This window comes from Streptomyces sp. YIM S03343, from assembly GCF_054729195.1.
The window spans coordinates 22,030-37,857 of the sequence record NZ_JBPUKX010000003.1 but is presented as its reverse complement, the minus strand read 5'-3'; the positions used below and the strand labels follow the sequence as shown (position 1 = coordinate 37,857).

Below are 15,828 nucleotides of genomic sequence, written 5' to 3'. Positions count from 1 at the left end.
TGTTCGGCGACGGCCCGGAGAACGCCGCGGTGCTGCTGGCGGAGGTCGAGAACGCGGTGGCGAAGATCATGCTGGCGGGCCCGGACGCACAGACCCTTCTGAAGACGCGCCTCAGGACACTCCTGACCCGGCTGGAAACCACGGACACCGGCCCGGACACCTCCACGGACGGCATGTCGATGGCCGACCGCTTGGACGAGGCGACCGACGAGGAACTCTTCGACCTCATCAGCCGACAACTGGACCAGTCATAGGTGCGGCATACTCGAAGTATGGCAACTCGGAAGATCACCATCACCGTGCCGGAAGAGCTGGTGGAGTCGATCAAGGATCGTGTCGACGCGCGCGGGGTGTCCGGCTACATCGCGGCCGCCGCCGCCCACCAGGACGCCATGGACCGACTGCGTGAGCTGGCCGAACGTCTCGAAGAAGAGCACGGCGCCGTGACGGACGACGAGCAGCAGGCGGCGCTGGACCGTATCGCCGCCATCGACGGCTGGCACGACGAGCGGCGACCGGGTTCGGACCGGGCGGCGTGAGCCATACCGACCGAGCGAGGCTGCAGCGGCCACGACAGCGGGTCTTCGTGTTCGACTCCGAAGCTCTTTCCAAGGCGGTCCGCGGCGACCGGGAGATGGCCGCGCTGATCAAGACCGCTCCGAGGCTCGACATCCCGGTCGTCACCTCGGCGCTCACGACCTTGGAGGCGGGGGACCCTCGTGAGACGTCGAGGCAGGCGCTCTGGGACTGGACGCTGTCCCGGGTCCGAGTCGTGCACACGGACGAGCGGGTCATCGCCATGGCGCGCGGCATGCTGAGAGCGGCCGGCCTGCATGGTCACAAGTACGCCATCAATGCCGTTCTGGCGGCTGTGGCCGCACGTGAAACCGCACAGGGAGCTCAGGCAACCGTCTTCACCTCCGACCCGGACGACCTGACCCGACTCCTCGCAGAACACCCGGTGCGGGTCGAGAAGATCTGACGGACGGCGTCGGATCGTGGCCGGGTGGGCCGCCGCTGTGCCCTCGGCTCTCGCTACCCGTCGATCCCGCCGACCGGGGCGATCTCGTGCGCACTCAGGCCGGTCAACAGCGTCACGTCCGACTTCGCAGCCCCGTCAACCCTTCGGGCCCGCACCCGGCCCCAGCCGACCAGTTGCCCTTCCGCGCCATGCATCAGCACGGTGTCGGCCCCCAACTCCAGCCCGGGCAAGCTGAGATCGGCGGCAACGCGATCGGCCCCGGTCGACACACGGCCGTGGAGATCGAGTTCGTATGCCGCCACCAACCGGTGGATCACCTGTACGTCGGCAAGGGTCGCTGCTCTGCTCCGGTAGCCGATCGGGCATGGTCATCGGTTGATATTGCCCCAGCAGTCAGGGTCGTCAAATCCGCAGCCATGACTGCAACTGATCGCAACTGCCTTGTAGGAAAAGTTGCGATTCTTGCGCTGCGCTGCGATGCTGATCCTGATGAGGGAACGCTGACGGACCGGGGAGGCTGCTGTGCGAGACGGACCGACTGGCCTGACGGGCATGGAAGCGTTGGGTTCGCTACGTCCTGTAGAGCCCTCGCCTCAGGCTGCGAGCCCTGCCGATGTCGGCCGCCGGGTCGGCCAGGCCCGTGCCCGTCGTGCGCTCACGGGGGAGGCGCTGGGTGCGCTCGTCGGGCTGGGGAAGGACCAGATCTCAAAGATCGAGAACGGTCGGCGCAAGATCAGCGTCCGGGAGCTGCCGATGTTCGCCGAGGTCCTGGGGGTCACAGTGGCCCATCTGCTGGGGATGCCGTCCCGGCCGACACTGGCCATGGCCCACCGGCTGGCGGGTGAGACCGGACCGGAAGAGGACGGCGGCGACGCGAAGCGCCGTGCCGTGCAGTTGCTCGAAGTCGAGGACATCCTGGCCCAGCGTGCGACGCCACCGTCTGCCGTGCCGACGGCAGCAGGACAGCAGGTCTTCGACTACGCGCGCAAGGAACTGGCCCAGCGCCCACGCAACAGGGCCGAGGCCGAACGGCAGGGTCGGCAACTGGCCGGGCACACGCGAATCAGCCTCGGTCTCGGATCACATGAACTGGGCGACTTGCCGGGGCTGATCGAACGGCACTTCGGAGTCGACGTGGCGTTGTCCCCGCTCGGAACCCGTACGGACGGACTGTGCGTCCACGGCGACGGTGTGGCGCTGATCGTGGCCAGCACTGACTTCTCCCAAGGCCATGTACGGTTCACGCTTGCTCACGAACTCGGCCACCACCTGCTGGGTGACCCGCGTGATGTCATTGACGAGGGTGAGCGGGACATGTTCGCGGACAGCCTGCAGGAAAGACGTGTCAACGCCTTCGCGGGCCACTTGCTGATGCCCGAGGAAGGCATTCGGGAGACCCTGCAATGGCTGAGCGCCGGACGCGTCGTGGAGCGCGCTCTGGTGGCGCTCATGGAACAGTTCGGTGTTTCCCTGGCGGCTCTGGTCCACCAACTCTGTGGCATGGGCTTGATCACCTATGACCAGAGCAAGAGCATCCGCAGCAGGAGGGTGGGTGATCTCGTCACGCGCCACGCGTCAGTGGCTCCCACCGGCGCGGGGATCGCGGTCCGGCGGACGGTCCGTGCGCCCGAGCGTCTCCTGAGCGCCGCGGTCGAAGCTGCCCGAGAACAGCGTGTGGGCTTGGGCGTGGTCGCGACGTTGCTCCAACGTGAGGACGACGATGCGCTGTGGGACGCGGTGATGGAACCCGATCCCGAGGTGCTCATCTGACGCCGACCGGCGCGGTGCCGACTCCCGCGCCCGCAAGACCTCCCTTTGATACCTCCTCCCTGCTGACGCTCGCTGCCGATGACAACCTGCGTCGGCGGGTCCAGGACGAACTCGCGTCGCAACACCGCGTCTTGCTGGATGTCGTCGCCGCCGAGCTGGAAGGACTGGCGAGTCAGGGGCCGCCTGATCTCAAAGGCTTGGCGCTCGCAGCTCTGGGACAGCTCGGCTGGCTCGGCGATCCCGTGAGCGCGGGTGACCTTGTCGAGCCTCAGCGGATCGTAGAGATCCAGGACGTCATGCGCAGCGGCAGGCCCTTGAGGCATCCGTTCGAACACTGGGCCGAGTCGGTGATCATGGCCATGTCCGAGCGGCTTCAGCAGGTGGATCCGTACATGCTGTGCGAGGACTACAACGCACGCGTCGAAGCGCTCCACCACAACCTCACACCTTTCAGTACACACAAGCTTCTGGCGCGCATGGTCCAGGAGGGCCGCCTCGCTGCCGATGCGGCGGCAGCTTTCTCGACTGCTCTCCAGGCCGCCGAACGGGGGAAGGACTACACGGCTGCGGAGTTCATGTCCGGCCGATTGGGACGTGTGGGCCGGCCTTGAGCCGGGAACGGCGTCCATGGTGCGGGTCCCGGGGGTAGGGCCCGCCCGTCTCAGTCCCCGGGGGCCGTCGACGGCACGGGGAGTTCGGGGTGGAGGCGTTGCAGCCAGGTCGGGTCGTCGCGGAGCCTCGTCGCGTGCTCCAGGGGGAGGCACAGGTAGACGTCCCTGCCGCCGTCCTCCGCCGGGGTCGGGGCGATGTGCACCGTCGGGACCGGGAGGTCCGGGAACTCGTACCAGAACGGCTTCCCCGCGCCCAGGTCGATGCCGTAGAGCGGGAACTGCGACCAGTTGTTGACGGTCAGGCTTGTCTCCGAGACGTCCGGCGCCCGTACCGACATCACGTGCCGGGAGACTCCCGAGCGGCGGTAGGAGTTCAGGTACGCGATCTCGTCCCGGAGCTTCTCCGCCGTGTTGGCGTCCAGGCAGGATCGGACGTCCCGGGCGACTGCGCCCAGTGGTGCGGCGCGCAGGGCGCCCGCCGTCGTGCCGGTCCAGCTGTTGGTCACGCAGTTGCCCCAGTAGCCGGCCGGGAGCGCGTCCGTGCCCAGCCGGGACTGCGCGCCGACTATCAGGCCCAGCCACTCCGGTGCCTCGGTAGGGCGGTCGCGGAGTGCGGCGTACAGCTGCCACAGGTGCGCTGTCAGGGCGTCGTTCGTCGACACCCAGGCGCCGGTGCCCGCGAGGTCGGTGTGCGCCTTCCGTTTCAGCGCCGCCAGTTCGGCCGCCTCGAAGCGCGTCGCCACCGTCGCCAGCTTGTGCAGGCCCGCCTTCAGGTTCGTCCGCAGCAGGCGCAGACGGGAGACGCGGACGAAGGCGCGGGCCGCCACCGTGTCCGCAGTCGTGGAGAGCCGGCCCAGCGCGTCCAGCGCCGCCCGGTCGTGGTCCGGCGCCCGCCACGGCAGCCCCCTGTGCTCCCGAGACCAACTCTCCAGGAACGCCACCGAGTTGCCGCCGTCGGCGAGACTGTGGTTGATCGTCACGCCGAGGATCGAGCCACCGCCGCGCATCTGTGTCAGGCGGATCTTCAGGAGCGGGGTGTCCTTGCCGATCACGTGGAACGCGCTCACCTCGCGCAGCAGGTTGCCGATCACCGGCTCGGTGCGCAGGGACGGGCCGTACTCCCGCATTGGCTCCGGTGACTCCGCCTCCGTGAAGCGGACCCCGGCGTCGTCGCACAGCACGCTCACCCCTCCGCCCGACCGGGCCGGGTCCCGGACCAGACGGCCGGAGAGGGGTGGGTATCGGCGGAGGGTGCGGGCCAGCGAGGCGCGCAGTTCCGCGCCGTCCAGCGTGCCGCGGTAGAAGAACGTCATCGGGGTGTACCAGGCGCCTGTCAGCAGGTCGTAGCCGCTCAGCCGGAGACGTTCACCTCGGGTGCGCCCGTCGGGCGACCCCGCGCGCACCATGTACGAGCCGACCTCCCGGCTCTCCACCGTCCGGCGGAACGGCACCGCCCCGGTCCGTGTCATGACGTCACCCACCTCGTCACTCGACCCCGCCCCCCTCGTCAGTCCCAGGCCACCAGCAGCCGGTCCACCCCGTAATGCACCGCCCGGTCGCGCAGCGGGACCTCGTCCGCCGGGGTCGCGAGGCGCAGGGTCGGGAAGCGGTCGAAGAGGGCGCGCAGCCCGACCCGCAGGCTGGTGCGGGCCAGGTGCTGGCCAAGGCACTGGTGGGCGCCGAAGCCCAGCGCGAGGTGCCCCCGCGGGACGCGGGTGACGTCGAGGGTGTCGGGGTCGTCGAAGACCGAGGGGTCGCGGTTGGCGGCGGGCAGGGAGAGGACCACCGTCTGGCCCGCCTTGACGGTGACGCCGTCGAGCTCGACGTCCTCCAGGGCACAACGGCTCGACCCCATCTGGGAGATGGTGAGGTAGCGCATCAACTCGTCCACCGCGCCCGTCTCGTAGAGCTCGGGGCGGGCATGCAGCCGGGCCAGCTGCTCCGGGTGCTCCAGCAGGGCGAACGTGCCCAGCGCCAGCATGTTGGGCGTCGTGTCGAGCGAGCCGCCCAGCGTGAGGACCGCGAGGTTGACCAGTTCCTCCTCGGTCAGTTCACCGGTCGCCGCCAACTGGCCGAAGAAATCGTCCCCTTGCTGAGCCATCCGCTCCCGGATCACCGGCCGCAGCGCCGCGTCCATCGCCTCGATCGCGCCGACGAACTCCTCCAGCGTGTACGTCAGCGTCATCATCAGCGCGAAGCTCCTGGAGATGACCTCCATCAGCTCGGCGGACACCCCCATCAGCGACCGCACCGAACGGACGCTCACCACCTCCGCGAACGACTTCAGCAGATCGGCCGGTGAGCCCTGCGCCGCCATCTCGTCCAGGGCCTGGTCGACGATGCGGACCAGTTCCGGCTCGAACTGCTGGATCTTGCGCACCGTGAAGAAACCGGCAAGCAGACGCCGGTACTTGGCGTGCTCGGGTGCGTCCGTCTTCGCGAACGCGCCCGGCGCGGACGGCTGCGGGGCGTACCCGGTCATCGGGAACGGCGGCGCCACGACATGCGCCAGCAGCTCGTTGCGGTGGCTGAAGCGGTTGTCGGCGAGGATCTGCCGCACCAGGTCGTGCCGGGTGACCAGCCAGCCGTTCGGGTCCTTCGGGTACACCTGGAAGGTGATCGGGCTGACCGGTTCCTTCTCGCGCAGCCGGGCGTACTCCGCGGGCGGGTCGAAGGGGCACCTGCCGCGGTCCGACGGGATGACGGGGGCGTCGGGCCTGGTCTTCATCGCTTGCTCCTCGCGTCAGGATTCGGTCAGGCGCGCTTGACGACCAGCGGCAGGTGCCGCGCGCCGAACACATTGGTGCCGTGGTAGGTGAGCCGGGCGTCCGGGGCGACCTCGACGCGGACGTAGCGGTCGAGCAGCGCGTTCAGCGCGATCCGCGCCTCCAAACGGGCCAGCGGCGCCCCGATGCAGTAGTGGATGCCGTGCCCGAAGGCCGCTTGGCGGGCGTTGGAGCGGCCGAGGCGGAAGGTGGACGCGTCCTCGAAGACCCGTTCGTCGCGGTTGGCGGACAGCACCCAGAGGTGGACCAGGGTGTCCGGACCGATCTCGATTCCCGCGAACTCGGTCGCCGTCGCCGTGACCCGCTCGATCCGGGTGAACGGCGGCCGCAGCCGCAGGGTCTCCTCCAGCAGCGCCGGCACCAGCGACCGGTCCTCACGCACCTGGTCGAACAGGAGCGGGTCCTCGTCCAGGGTCATCAGCGTGTTGCCCAGCAGCACGGCCGTGGTGATGTGCCCGGCGAGCAGCAGAAGCGTCGCGAAGCTCGCGATGTCCTCGTCGTCGAGACGCTCGCCGTCCAGCTCCGCGCCCACCAGCATGCCCAGCAGGTCGTTCTGCGGGGTGCGGCGCCGGTCGTCGATGAAGTCCTGGAGGTACGACGCGATGACCGTGCCGGTCTCCTCCATGCGCCGTACGGCCTCGGGGTCCTCGGGGTCGGTCGTCAGCAGCTGGTCGGCCCAGCCCTGGAAACGGTCCCGGTCGGAGGGCGGCACGCCGAGCATCCGGGCGATCACCGTGACCGGCAGCGGGTTGGCGAGCGTGTCGACCAGGTCGAAGCCGTCCAGGTCGACGTCATCGAGGTCGAAGCCGTCCATGTCGGCCGCCGTGTCGAGGAGTTCGGCGGTCAGCTCGGTGATCCACGGCTCCAGGCCGGTGATCAGGTTCGGGGTGAAGGCGCGGCTGACCAGCCGGCGCATCTTGCCGTGCAGCGGCGGGTCCAGGAGCAGGAGCGTGCCGCGCGGCGCCTGCTTCACGCCGCCCGACAGGCGGCCGACGGTGTCCGAGGAGAAGGTCGCCGGGTCGGCCAGGACGCGCTGGATGTCCGCGTGCCGGAAGAGGTGCACCTCGCCCGACTCGTCCCGCCACACCGGGCTCTCGCCCCGCATCCGCGCCAGCCAGGCGAGCAGTGCCGTACCGCCGTCCGGCTCGACCGTGGGGGGCTTGCCGACGCCAGGAGCGGTTCCGGGGGCTGTTCCGGGCACGGCTTCGGATACGGCTCCGGGTCCTTCCTTGGCCACCAGTGAATCCCCTTTCGTGCGGCCCGGGTGCGTGCAACGCGGCCCACGGCGCACCGAGTCCGACCGGCACCCCGGCGGGGCCCGGCTCTCGCGCCACTCCAGCACGCGGCGCACCCGGCGGGCCAGGAACGACGGCGCAGTCTAGGGATTCACCGAGTACCGACCGCCCGGCGCCCGCCGCCGCTGCTCGCACCCGGCCCGAATCTCTGGAGGAAACCCCAGACAGTGCCGCTCACCGGCCTCAACAGGGCGGCAGGGAGCCCAAGATGGGCTCGCCCGGCGGACCGTACCGCCGGGCGTCCGTACCGCCCACGACGCGGAAGGCCGACACCGGCATGGACATCGCGATCGACCACGACAAGTGCATGGGAGCGGGTCAGTGCGCGCTGATCGCCCCCGAGGTCTTCGACCAGGACGAGACCGACGGCCACGCCCTGCTGCTCGTCGAACGGCCGGGAAGCGAGCACCACGAGGCGATCCGGGACGCCGGTTACTCCTGCCCGCTGGGCGCCATCACCGTCCACGAGGACGACTGAGCGAGAACCGGACGAGGACGAGAGGCTGCCATGCGCGTACTGTTCGCCGGTCTGTCGGAGAAGTCGCACCTCTACACCATGGTGCCGCTGGCCTGGGCCTTCGCGGCGGCCGGACACGACGTGCTGATGGCCAACGCCCCGTCCCTCACCCCCGCCATCACCGGCGCCGGACTCACCGCCGCCCCCGTCGGCGACGACCACGCCATCCACGCCGACATGGCCGCCGCCCGCGACTCCCAGGACGCCGACGTCGCCAACTGGAGCCGCCTCGGCCCCGGTGAGACCGACTGGCCCGCCCTGCGCGAGCGTTACGAGATCAGCGTGCCCTGGGGCTTCGCCCGCTACAACGACCCCGTCCTCGACGACATGGTCGCCCTCGCCCGCGCCTGGCGCCCCGACCTCGTGATCCGCGACCCCATCGCCTACGCGGGCGCCGTCGCCGCACGCGCCTGCGGCGCCGCCCACGCCCGGCTGCTCTGGTGCGCCGACGTCTACGGCAGGGCCCGACGCACCTTCGTACAACTCGCCCAGCAGCAGCCGCAGTCGAGCCGGGACGACCCGCTCGCCGACTGGCTCGGCGAACGCGGCGCGCCCTACGGCGTGACCTGTGACGAGGAGCTGCTGAACGGCCAGTTCACCATCGACACCCTCCCGCCGAGCCTGCGCCCGCCGAGCGAGCTGCACCAGATGTCGATGCGCTACGTCCCCTACAACGGCCCCGCCGTCGCCTGGGACTGGCTGCGCGAACAGCCCAAGCAGCCCCGGGTGTGCGTCACCCTCGGCCGCACCAACACCGAGGCGTACGGCGGCGATTACGTCCCCCTCGACGACATTCTCACCGCCCTCGGCGCCCTCGGCGTGGACGTCGTCGCCGCGCTCATGCCCGAGCAGGCCGATCAGCTCGGCGACCTGCCGCCCAACGTCCGTGCCGTCAGCGGGATCGCGCTGAGCACCCTGCTGCCGACCTGCTCCGCCGTCGTCCACCACGGCGGCTGGGGCTCCTTCTCCACAGCCCTCGTCAACGGCGTTCCCCAGCTGGCCCTTTCGACCCATGTCGCCGACCAGGAACTGCGCGGCCTCGCCCTCCAGCAGGCCGGCGCCGGGATCTTCGTACACCACAGCGACGTGGACGCCGGACAGGTCCTGGTCCACACCCGGATGCTCCTGGAGGACCCGTCGTTCGCGGCGGCGGCCGGGCGGCTGCGCGACGAGTCCGCCGCCCTGCCCAGCCCGCACGCCCTGGTCCCCGTCCTGGAACGCCTCACGGCGGACCGCTGACCCACCACCCGCCACCCGCCACCCGCCACCCGCCACTGCCACTCGCCACCCGCCGCTGCAGACCGCACGCCGCGACGCCCGCAGGTCACCCACATCCGCAGACCCCGCCCTGCCCGCACCGCACACACGAGGAAGGAGGACGGCGCTCCCGCCACCCCATCCCGGACTTACGGGGTGCCGGACGCCGTAACCCCGATGAGTCAGACGCGCATCCTGGTGACCGGCGGTGCCGGCTTCATCGGCTCCCACTACGTCCGCACCCTCCTCGGCCCTCTCGGCCCCCTAGGCCTCGACGACGTGTCGGTGACCGTCCTGGACGCCTTCACCTACGCCGCCAAGCGGGAGAGCCTCGACGAGGTGGCCGGCTCGCCGCGCTTCCGGCTGGTCGTCGGCGACATCTGTGACCCGTCCGTCGTGGAGCCGCTGATGGCCGAGCACGACCAGGTCGTGCACTTCGCGGCCGAGTCGCACGTCGACCGCTCGCTGTCCAGCTCCGCCGAGTTCGTGCGCACCAATGTGCTGGGCACCCAGGTCCTCCTCGACGCCGCACTGCACCACGGCATCCGCACCTTCGTGCACGTCTCCACCGACGAGGTCTACGGCTCCATCGAGTCGGGCTCCTCCTCCGAGGAGAAGTCCCTGGACCCCAACTCCCCCTACGCCGCGTCCAAAGCGGCAGGCGACCTGCTGGCGCTGGTCTACCACCGCTCGCACGGCATGGACGTACGGGTGACCCGCTGCTCCAACAACTACGGGCACCACCAGTTCCCAGAGAAGATCATCCCGCTCTTCGTGACCCGTCTCCTCAAGGGCGAGAAGGTCCCGCTCTACGGCGACGGCCTCAACGTGCGCGACTGGCTGCACATCGACGACCACGTCCGCGGCATCGAACTCGTCCGCACCCGCGGCCGGGCCGGAGAGATCTACAACATCGGCGGCGGCACCGAACTGACCAACCGTCAGCTCACCGACCGGCTCCTGGAGGCGTGCGGGGCGGGCTGGGACCAGGTCGAGTACGTCACCGACCGCAAGGGCCACGACCGCCGCTACTCCGTGGACTGGCAGAAGATCCACACGGAGCTGGGCTACAAGCCGCAGAAGGACTTCACCGAGGGCCTCGCCGAGACCGTCGCCTGGTACCGCGACAACCGTGACTGGTGGGAGCCCGCTCCGGACGGTGCGGCCACGACGGGGAACGGAGACCCGGCATGCTGACCTTCCGCACCCTCGGACTGCTCGAAGTCACCCAGGACGGGCGGCCGGTGACCCCGACCGCCCCCAAGGTCCGCCAGATGCTGGCCCTGCTGCTGGCCCGCCGCAACACCCTGGTGTCCGTCCCGGCCATCTCCGCCGAACTGTGGGACCACACCCCGCCGCGCAGCGCCACGGCCACCATCCAGACGTACGTCTACCAGCTCCGCAAGTTCCTCCAGAGCGACGGCGACACGGTCACCGGCACCGGCCCGCTCGTCACCCGGGCCACCGGCTATCTGCTGCGGGTGGCCCCCGGTGACTACGACGCCGAGGAGTTCGAACGGCTCACCGTGCAGGCGCGCTCCGCGCTCGACACCGGCGACGCCCGTACGGCGACGGAACGCGTCGGCGCGGCTCTGGCCTGGTGGGCCGGGCAGCCGTTCGCCGATGTGCCGCGGGGCCCCTACCTCCAGGCGTACGGCCTGCGTCTGGAGGAACTGCACATGCACGCACTGGAGTTGCGTATCACCGCGGGCCTCTTGCTGGGGCTGCACCGTGAACTCGTCCCGGAACTCAAGGAACTCGCCAGCACCTATCCGTTGCACGAGTGGTTCCAGGGCGGTCTCATCATCGCGCTCCAGCGCTGCGGCCGCCGCAGCGAGGCCCTCCAGGTCTACCAGCGGCTGCGCGGTCTGCTGCGCGACGAACTCGGCCTCGACCCGTCACCGGGACTCCAGCAGATCCGCCAGCATGTGCTCACCGACCGGGTGACCGCGGCCGACCTCAGCCTGCTGGTGGGCTGACCCCGACGTCGTACGGCCGTGGCCCGGAGGGGAATTCGGCCTGCCCGCAAAACCTGGTGGGGCGGGACTCACCCCGCCGCCTCCACCGCCGTCCACAGATCCCGCACCGCCTCCTCGACCCCCCGCCTCGGCTCCCACCCCAGCAGCTCTCGGGCCGCGGTGACATCGACGCACATCCAGTCAGCGTCCGCCGCGGGCCGTACCGTGCCGCCGCTGTCCTCGACCAGCCGGGTCGTCCGGCCGCTGGCCGCGATCAGCAGGTCGACCATGGTGCGCACATGCTGCGAGGCGCCGCTGCCGATGTTCAGCACCCGCCCCCGCACCGCCGGGGTCCGGGTCGCCGCGACGATCGCCTCGGAGGCGTCCTTGGCGTCGACGAAGTCCCGGCTGCTGCGCAGCGGCGACAACTGCACGGTGACCGGCTCACCGGGTACGGCGGGCGGGGCCAGCAACTGGCGTGCGACCCGGCCCAGCAGGCTGCTCGGCGGGGTCCCGGCGCCGATCACGTTCGACAGGCGCAGCACCACGGCGTCGGTGCGGCCCTCGGCCGTCGAGCGCAGCACCGCCTGCGTGCCGAGCAGCTTCGACTGGCCGTAGTCGGTCGTCGGCACGGTGGGGGAGTCCTCGGCGAGGCGCACCCCGGCGGGCTGCGGCGCGTACTCGTGCACCGAGCCGAGATGCACCAGCCGCGGCCGCCAGGAGGCGGCACCGAGGGCCGCGAGGAGCCGGTCCACCAGGAGCTGGTTGCCCTGCCGCATCACACCGGGCGACGACGACCACGCCACCCCGGCCGCGTTGACGACGGCCACCGGGTGCTCGGCGTCGATCAGTTCGGTCAGCGGGGCGGGCCCGTCCTTGACCAGGTCCATCGGGCAGAACCGCCACGACGCCGGGATCTTGGCGGCGTACCGGGCGACGGCGAGCACCTCGTGCCCGGCGGCCTCCAGGGCGGCACCGGCGTGCCGGCCGACGAACCCGGTGGCGCCCAGAACGACCACCCGGCCGGACGACGACCCGTCGCCCCGCCCTCCCGGCAGCCCCCGCGTACCGACCAGCGCCATGCCGCTCTCTCCTCCTGCCGACGGCTTCTGCCGAAGATTCCGTACGGTCACTGTGGCACCCGGCGGTCGAGGACCTCTCCAGGACGATTGGACTCGACCGGGGCCTGCGCCGGGCTCGAAACGTCCTTGAACGGTCCTCGAGCGGCACGCCATAGGGTGCTGACACCATGAAGGTTCGAGAGATGGCCGTGTCGGACGCCTTCCACATCACGCCGCACAAGCACGGCGACGCGCGGGGCAGTTTCTACGAGTCGTTCCGCCACGACAGGCTGGCCGCCGAGATCGGCAGGCCGGTGCCCGTGGCCCAGGTGAACTACTCGGTCTCGCGCAGGAGCACCCTGCGCGGTCTGCACGGCACCCTGCTGCCGCCGGGCCAGGCGAAGGTGGTGTGCGTGGTGCGGGGCGCGGTCCTCGACATCGTCGTCGACCTGCGGATCGGCTCGCCCACCTTCGGTGTGCACGAGGCGAACAGGATGACCGCCGAGTCGGGCGACACCGTCTTCGTCGCCGAGGGGCTCGTGCACGGCTTCCTCGCCCTCACCGACGACACCTGCGTCTCCTACCTCTGCTCCACCGAGTTCGTGCCCGGCACCCAGATCGACATCGACCCCCTCGACGCCGAACTCGGCCTGCCCTGGCAGCTGTCGGAGACGCCGGTGATGTCGGCCAAGGACTCCGCCGCCGTCTCCGTCGCCCACGCACGTGAAGCGGGCCTGCTGCCGACGTACGAGGACTGCCTCGCCCACTACGCGGCCCTGCGCGGCGTCGCCGCCACCGGGCCCACGGCCTGACGGCCCTGGCACTGCCGCCCGCACCCGAAGGACCAGCCGCCGCCCGCACCAAGGACCGCCGCCGCCCGCACCGAGGGACCGGCCACCGCCCGCACCGAAGGACCCGCCGATGCCGCACCCGCAGACCACCGATGCCGCCCCCTTCCGCGAACTGCACTGCGCCGTCTTCCCCTTCGCGGACTTCGGCCATGTCGCCCCGAGCCTCGGCCCCGCCCGCGAGCTGATCGCGCGCGGCCACCGGGTGACCTACGTCGTGGACGAACGGTTCGCCGCCCTGGTCGAGGAGACGGGCGCCCGCGCCGTCACCTACCCCTCCGCGCGCGGCGACTTCTACCGGGCCGCCGACCCGAGCCCCGACCAACTCGCCGAGGAGGGATACGCGTTGCTGGTGGACACCATCCGCACGGTGTTCCCCGCCGCGCTCGCCGCCCTCGCCGAGGACGCCCCCGACGTGGTGCTCTACGACTTCGAGAACGTGGCCGCCGGCCGGGTGGCCGCCCGGGTGCTGGGCGCGCTGCCGGTCCAGATGTTCCCCAGCCACGCCGCGAACGAGACATTCTCGCTGCGACGCCAGATGTGGGACCACGGCCATCCGCGGCTGGCGGACGGCGCCGCCGCACTCATCGCCTTCATGGGCGAACACGGCATCGGACTCGACGAGATGGGCCGCTACGGCACCGAGTGGGACGAGCACAACCTGGTCTTCCTGCCGAGGGAGTTCCAGATCGATGGCGACGGCTTCGACGACCGGTTCGCCTTCGTCGGCCCGACGGTCACCGACGCCCCGCCCGGCCGGTGGACCCCGCCCGCCGACGGCCACCGTACGGCACTCGTCTCTCTCGGCACGGAGGCCGGGGACCGCGGCGACTTCTTCCGCACCTGCGCCACCGCCTTCGACCCAGCCGAATGGCATGTGGTGATGACCCTCGGACGGGGCGCGGACCGTTCTCGACTGGAGCCGCTCCCCCCGCACATCGAGGTGCACGAGTGGCTGCCGCACCCCGCGGTCCTGCCGTACGCGGACGTCCTGGTCTGCCACGCCGGCATGGGCAGTCTCATGGAGGCGCTGTACTACGGCACCCCCGTCGTCGCGATCCCGCGCGCCCATGAACTCGACCTGAGCGCCACCCGGTTGGAGGAGTGCGGGGTGGGCCGGGCACTGCCCAGGAAGGCCCTCGACGCCACCACGCTCGCCGCCACGGTGACCGACCTGCTCGACGACCCCCGCACACCCGCCGCCCTGACCCGGATGAGGGAAGCCGTCCGCGGCGCCGGAGGCGCACGACGTGCCGCCGACCTGATCGAGCAGTGGTCGGCGGCGGCCCATGACGCGCGGAGGACGACCCGAGACGCCGAGCTGCTCAGTGAGGCCGCTCGATGAAGGATCGGAGCGTCGCGATGCTGTGGTCGATCATCTCGTCCGTCAGCCCGGGATAGACACCGATCCAGAAGGTGCTCTCGGTGCTGATGTCGCTGTTGGTCAGCGGCCCGCTGACCCTGAACTCCCGGTCGGCGTAGGCCGGGTGGCGGATGAGGTTGCCCGCGAAGAACCGCCGGGTGGCGACCTTGCTGCTCTCCAGATGGTCGATGACGGCGCCCGGCGCGAACGGGGCGCCCGGCTCCACGGTGAGGGCGAACCCGAACCAGCTCGGGTCGCTGCCCGCCGTGGCCTCCGGCAGGATCAGATACGGCAGCCCGTCCAGCCCCTCCCGCAGCCGCGCCCAGTTGTGCCGGCGGGCCTTGCCGAACTCGTCGATGTGGGAGAGCTGCTGAAGTCCCAGCGCGGCCTGCAGATCGGTCGACTTCAGGTTGTAACCGACGTGGGAGAAAATGTACTTGTGGTCGTAGCCGGCGGGCAGCGTGCCCATCTGCTGCTCGAACCGCTTGAAGCAGCGGTTGTCCTCACCGGGTTCGCACCAGCAGTCCCGGCCCCAGTCCCGCATGGACTCCACGATCCGGGCCAGCGCCAGATTGTCCGTGAGGACCACACCGCCCTCGCCCATGGTGATGTGGTGGGCGGGATAGAAGCTCTCGGTCGCCAGATCGCCGAACGTGCCGGTGAGGCGCCCCTTGTAGGTGCTGCCGAAGGCGTCGCAGTTGTCCTCGACGAGGAACAGGCCGTGGGCGTCGGCGATCTGGGCGATCTCCTCCACGGCGTAGGGATTGCCCAGCGCGTGGGCCACCATGATCGCTCGCGTACGGGGGCCGATGGCCTGCTCGATCCGCTCGGGCGTGGGGTTGTAGGTGCCGAGCTCGACGTCCGTGAAAACGGGGATCAGCCCGTTCTGGATGATCGGGTTGACGGTCGTCGGGAACCCGGCCGCCACGGTGATCACCTCGTCGCCCGGCACCAGACGGGCGTCCTCCAACTGGGGCGAGGTGAGCGCGCTCAGCGCCAGCAGGTTGGCGGACGAACCGGAGTTGGTCAGATGCGCCTTGCGCAGCCCGAAGTACTTGGCCAGCGACCGCTCCAGCTTGCGTGAGCTGGGGCCCGCGGCGATCCGCATGTCCAGCGCGGCCTCGACCAGCGCGACACGGTCGTCCTCGTCGAGGACGGCACCGGAGGCCATGACGGGCGTGACACCGGGGACGAACCCCGAGGCCGCGCTGTTGCGGTGGTACTCGCGTACCAGGTCGAGGATCTCTGTCTTGGCGTTACCCATCGGCTGGTGGCCTCCCTGTGACTGCCGACGGGCACGCGGGCCGTGCCTCGGCGGCAGGAGTGCGAGCGGGGTCTCCCCGCACCGGAAACCGCCGGCCGGGATGCCCACCAGCCCAG

At 70.7% G+C, this 15,828-nt stretch carries 16 protein-coding genes; 10 read left to right on the top strand and 6 right to left on the bottom strand.

Going from position 1 to position 15,828, the window contains the following annotated elements; all coding sequences use genetic code 11:
* Nucleotides 1-272 precede the first annotated feature (272 nt).
* Both ACSYGN_RS40695 and ACSYGN_RS40690 read left to right on the top strand, forming a co-directional pair.
* Complete coding sequence (locus ACSYGN_RS40695; RefSeq protein ID WP_460405904.1) at nucleotides 273-539, top strand: hypothetical protein; 267 nt, start codon at nucleotides 273-275, stop codon at nucleotides 537-539.
* Nucleotides 536-982, top strand: coding sequence for a hypothetical protein (locus ACSYGN_RS40690; protein WP_460405902.1), 447 nt, complete (start codon nucleotides 536-538; stop codon nucleotides 980-982). The genes ACSYGN_RS40695 and ACSYGN_RS40690 overlap by 4 nt, the downstream gene beginning before the upstream one ends.
* 53 nt (nucleotides 983-1,035) lie before the next feature.
* Here the strand turns inward: ACSYGN_RS40690 and ACSYGN_RS40685 are convergent, their stop codons facing one another.
* Complete coding sequence (locus tag ACSYGN_RS40685; protein ID WP_460405900.1) at nucleotides 1,036-1,284, bottom strand: hypothetical protein; 249 nt, start codon at nucleotides 1,282-1,284, stop codon at nucleotides 1,036-1,038.
* Between the two features lie 250 nt (nucleotides 1,285-1,534).
* On the opposite strand from ACSYGN_RS40685, the gene ACSYGN_RS40680 reads away from it, so the two are divergent.
* Both ACSYGN_RS40680 and ACSYGN_RS40675 read left to right on the top strand, forming a co-directional pair.
* Nucleotides 1,535-2,752: a helix-turn-helix domain-containing protein gene (locus tag ACSYGN_RS40680; protein WP_460405898.1), complete on the top strand. Its 1,218-nt coding sequence runs from the start codon at nucleotides 1,535-1,537 to the stop codon at nucleotides 2,750-2,752.
* A 14-nt stretch (nucleotides 2,753-2,766) separates the two neighbouring features.
* On the top strand, nucleotides 2,767-3,363 hold the full coding sequence (locus tag ACSYGN_RS40675) for a hypothetical protein (protein WP_460405896.1): 597 nt from the start codon (nucleotides 2,767-2,769) through the stop codon (nucleotides 3,361-3,363).
* A 50-nt stretch (nucleotides 3,364-3,413) separates the two neighbouring features.
* Here the strand turns inward: ACSYGN_RS40675 and ACSYGN_RS40670 are convergent, their stop codons facing one another.
* Genes ACSYGN_RS40670 through ACSYGN_RS40660 form a run of 3 tightly spaced genes read right to left on the bottom strand, consistent with a single transcriptional unit; the run spans nucleotide 3,414 to nucleotide 7,386 of the window.
* Complete coding sequence (locus ACSYGN_RS40670) at nucleotides 3,414-4,832, bottom strand: acyltransferase (RefSeq protein WP_460405894.1); 1,419 nt, start codon at nucleotides 4,830-4,832, stop codon at nucleotides 3,414-3,416.
* A gap of 38 nt (nucleotides 4,833-4,870) precedes the next feature.
* Nucleotides 4,871-6,091 (bottom strand): cytochrome P450, encoded by a 1,221-nt coding sequence (locus ACSYGN_RS40665; protein ID WP_460405892.1) that lies wholly within the window; start codon nucleotides 6,089-6,091, stop codon nucleotides 4,871-4,873.
* Between the two features lie 26 nt (nucleotides 6,092-6,117).
* Entirely contained in the window at nucleotides 6,118-7,386 is a 1,269-nt protein-coding gene (locus ACSYGN_RS40660; RefSeq protein WP_460405890.1) for a cytochrome P450, read from the bottom strand.
* 266 nt (nucleotides 7,387-7,652) lie between these two features.
* Here ACSYGN_RS40660 and ACSYGN_RS40655 point away from each other — a divergent pair, with 266 nt between their 5' ends.
* The 4 genes from ACSYGN_RS40655 (at nucleotide 7,653) to ACSYGN_RS40640 (ending at nucleotide 11,197) form a co-directional block, all read left to right on the top strand.
* On the top strand, nucleotides 7,653-7,922 hold the full coding sequence (locus ACSYGN_RS40655) for a ferredoxin (protein WP_460405888.1): 270 nt from the start codon (nucleotides 7,653-7,655) through the stop codon (nucleotides 7,920-7,922).
* 30 nt (nucleotides 7,923-7,952) lie between these two features.
* A complete protein-coding gene (locus tag ACSYGN_RS40650; protein WP_460405886.1) occupies nucleotides 7,953-9,200 on the top strand; it encodes an activator-dependent family glycosyltransferase in 1,248 nt (415 codons plus the stop codon).
* Between the two features lie 195 nt (nucleotides 9,201-9,395).
* Nucleotides 9,396-10,415, top strand: a complete 1,020-nt coding sequence (gene rfbB / locus ACSYGN_RS40645) for a dTDP-glucose 4,6-dehydratase (RefSeq protein WP_460405884.1) — start codon at nucleotides 9,396-9,398, stop codon at nucleotides 10,413-10,415.
* Nucleotides 10,409-11,197 (top strand): AfsR/SARP family transcriptional regulator, encoded by a 789-nt coding sequence (locus ACSYGN_RS40640; RefSeq protein WP_460405882.1) that lies wholly within the window; start codon nucleotides 10,409-10,411, stop codon nucleotides 11,195-11,197. The genes rfbB and ACSYGN_RS40640 overlap by 7 nt, the downstream gene beginning before the upstream one ends.
* Before the next feature lie 68 nt (nucleotides 11,198-11,265).
* Here the strand turns inward: ACSYGN_RS40640 and ACSYGN_RS40635 are convergent, their stop codons facing one another.
* A complete protein-coding gene (locus tag ACSYGN_RS40635) occupies nucleotides 11,266-12,258 on the bottom strand; it encodes an NAD-dependent epimerase/dehydratase family protein (RefSeq protein ID WP_460405880.1) in 993 nt (330 codons plus the stop codon).
* Nucleotides 12,259-12,425: 167 nt separating this feature from the next.
* Between ACSYGN_RS40635 and ACSYGN_RS40630 the strand changes: the two genes are divergently transcribed.
* Complete coding sequence (locus ACSYGN_RS40630; protein ID WP_460405878.1) at nucleotides 12,426-13,049, top strand: dTDP-4-dehydrorhamnose 3,5-epimerase family protein; 624 nt, start codon at nucleotides 12,426-12,428, stop codon at nucleotides 13,047-13,049.
* 109 nt (nucleotides 13,050-13,158) lie between these two features.
* Nucleotides 13,159-14,430 (top strand): macrolide family glycosyltransferase, encoded by a 1,272-nt coding sequence (locus ACSYGN_RS40625; protein ID WP_460405876.1) that lies wholly within the window; start codon nucleotides 13,159-13,161, stop codon nucleotides 14,428-14,430.
* On the opposite strand, the gene rfbH is transcribed toward ACSYGN_RS40625, so the two are convergent.
* Nucleotides 14,411-15,712: a lipopolysaccharide biosynthesis protein RfbH gene (rfbH, locus tag ACSYGN_RS40620; RefSeq protein WP_460405874.1), complete on the bottom strand. Its 1,302-nt coding sequence runs from the start codon at nucleotides 15,710-15,712 to the stop codon at nucleotides 14,411-14,413. The genes ACSYGN_RS40625 and rfbH overlap by 20 nt on opposite strands.
* Nucleotides 15,713-15,828: the final 116 nt, after the last annotated feature.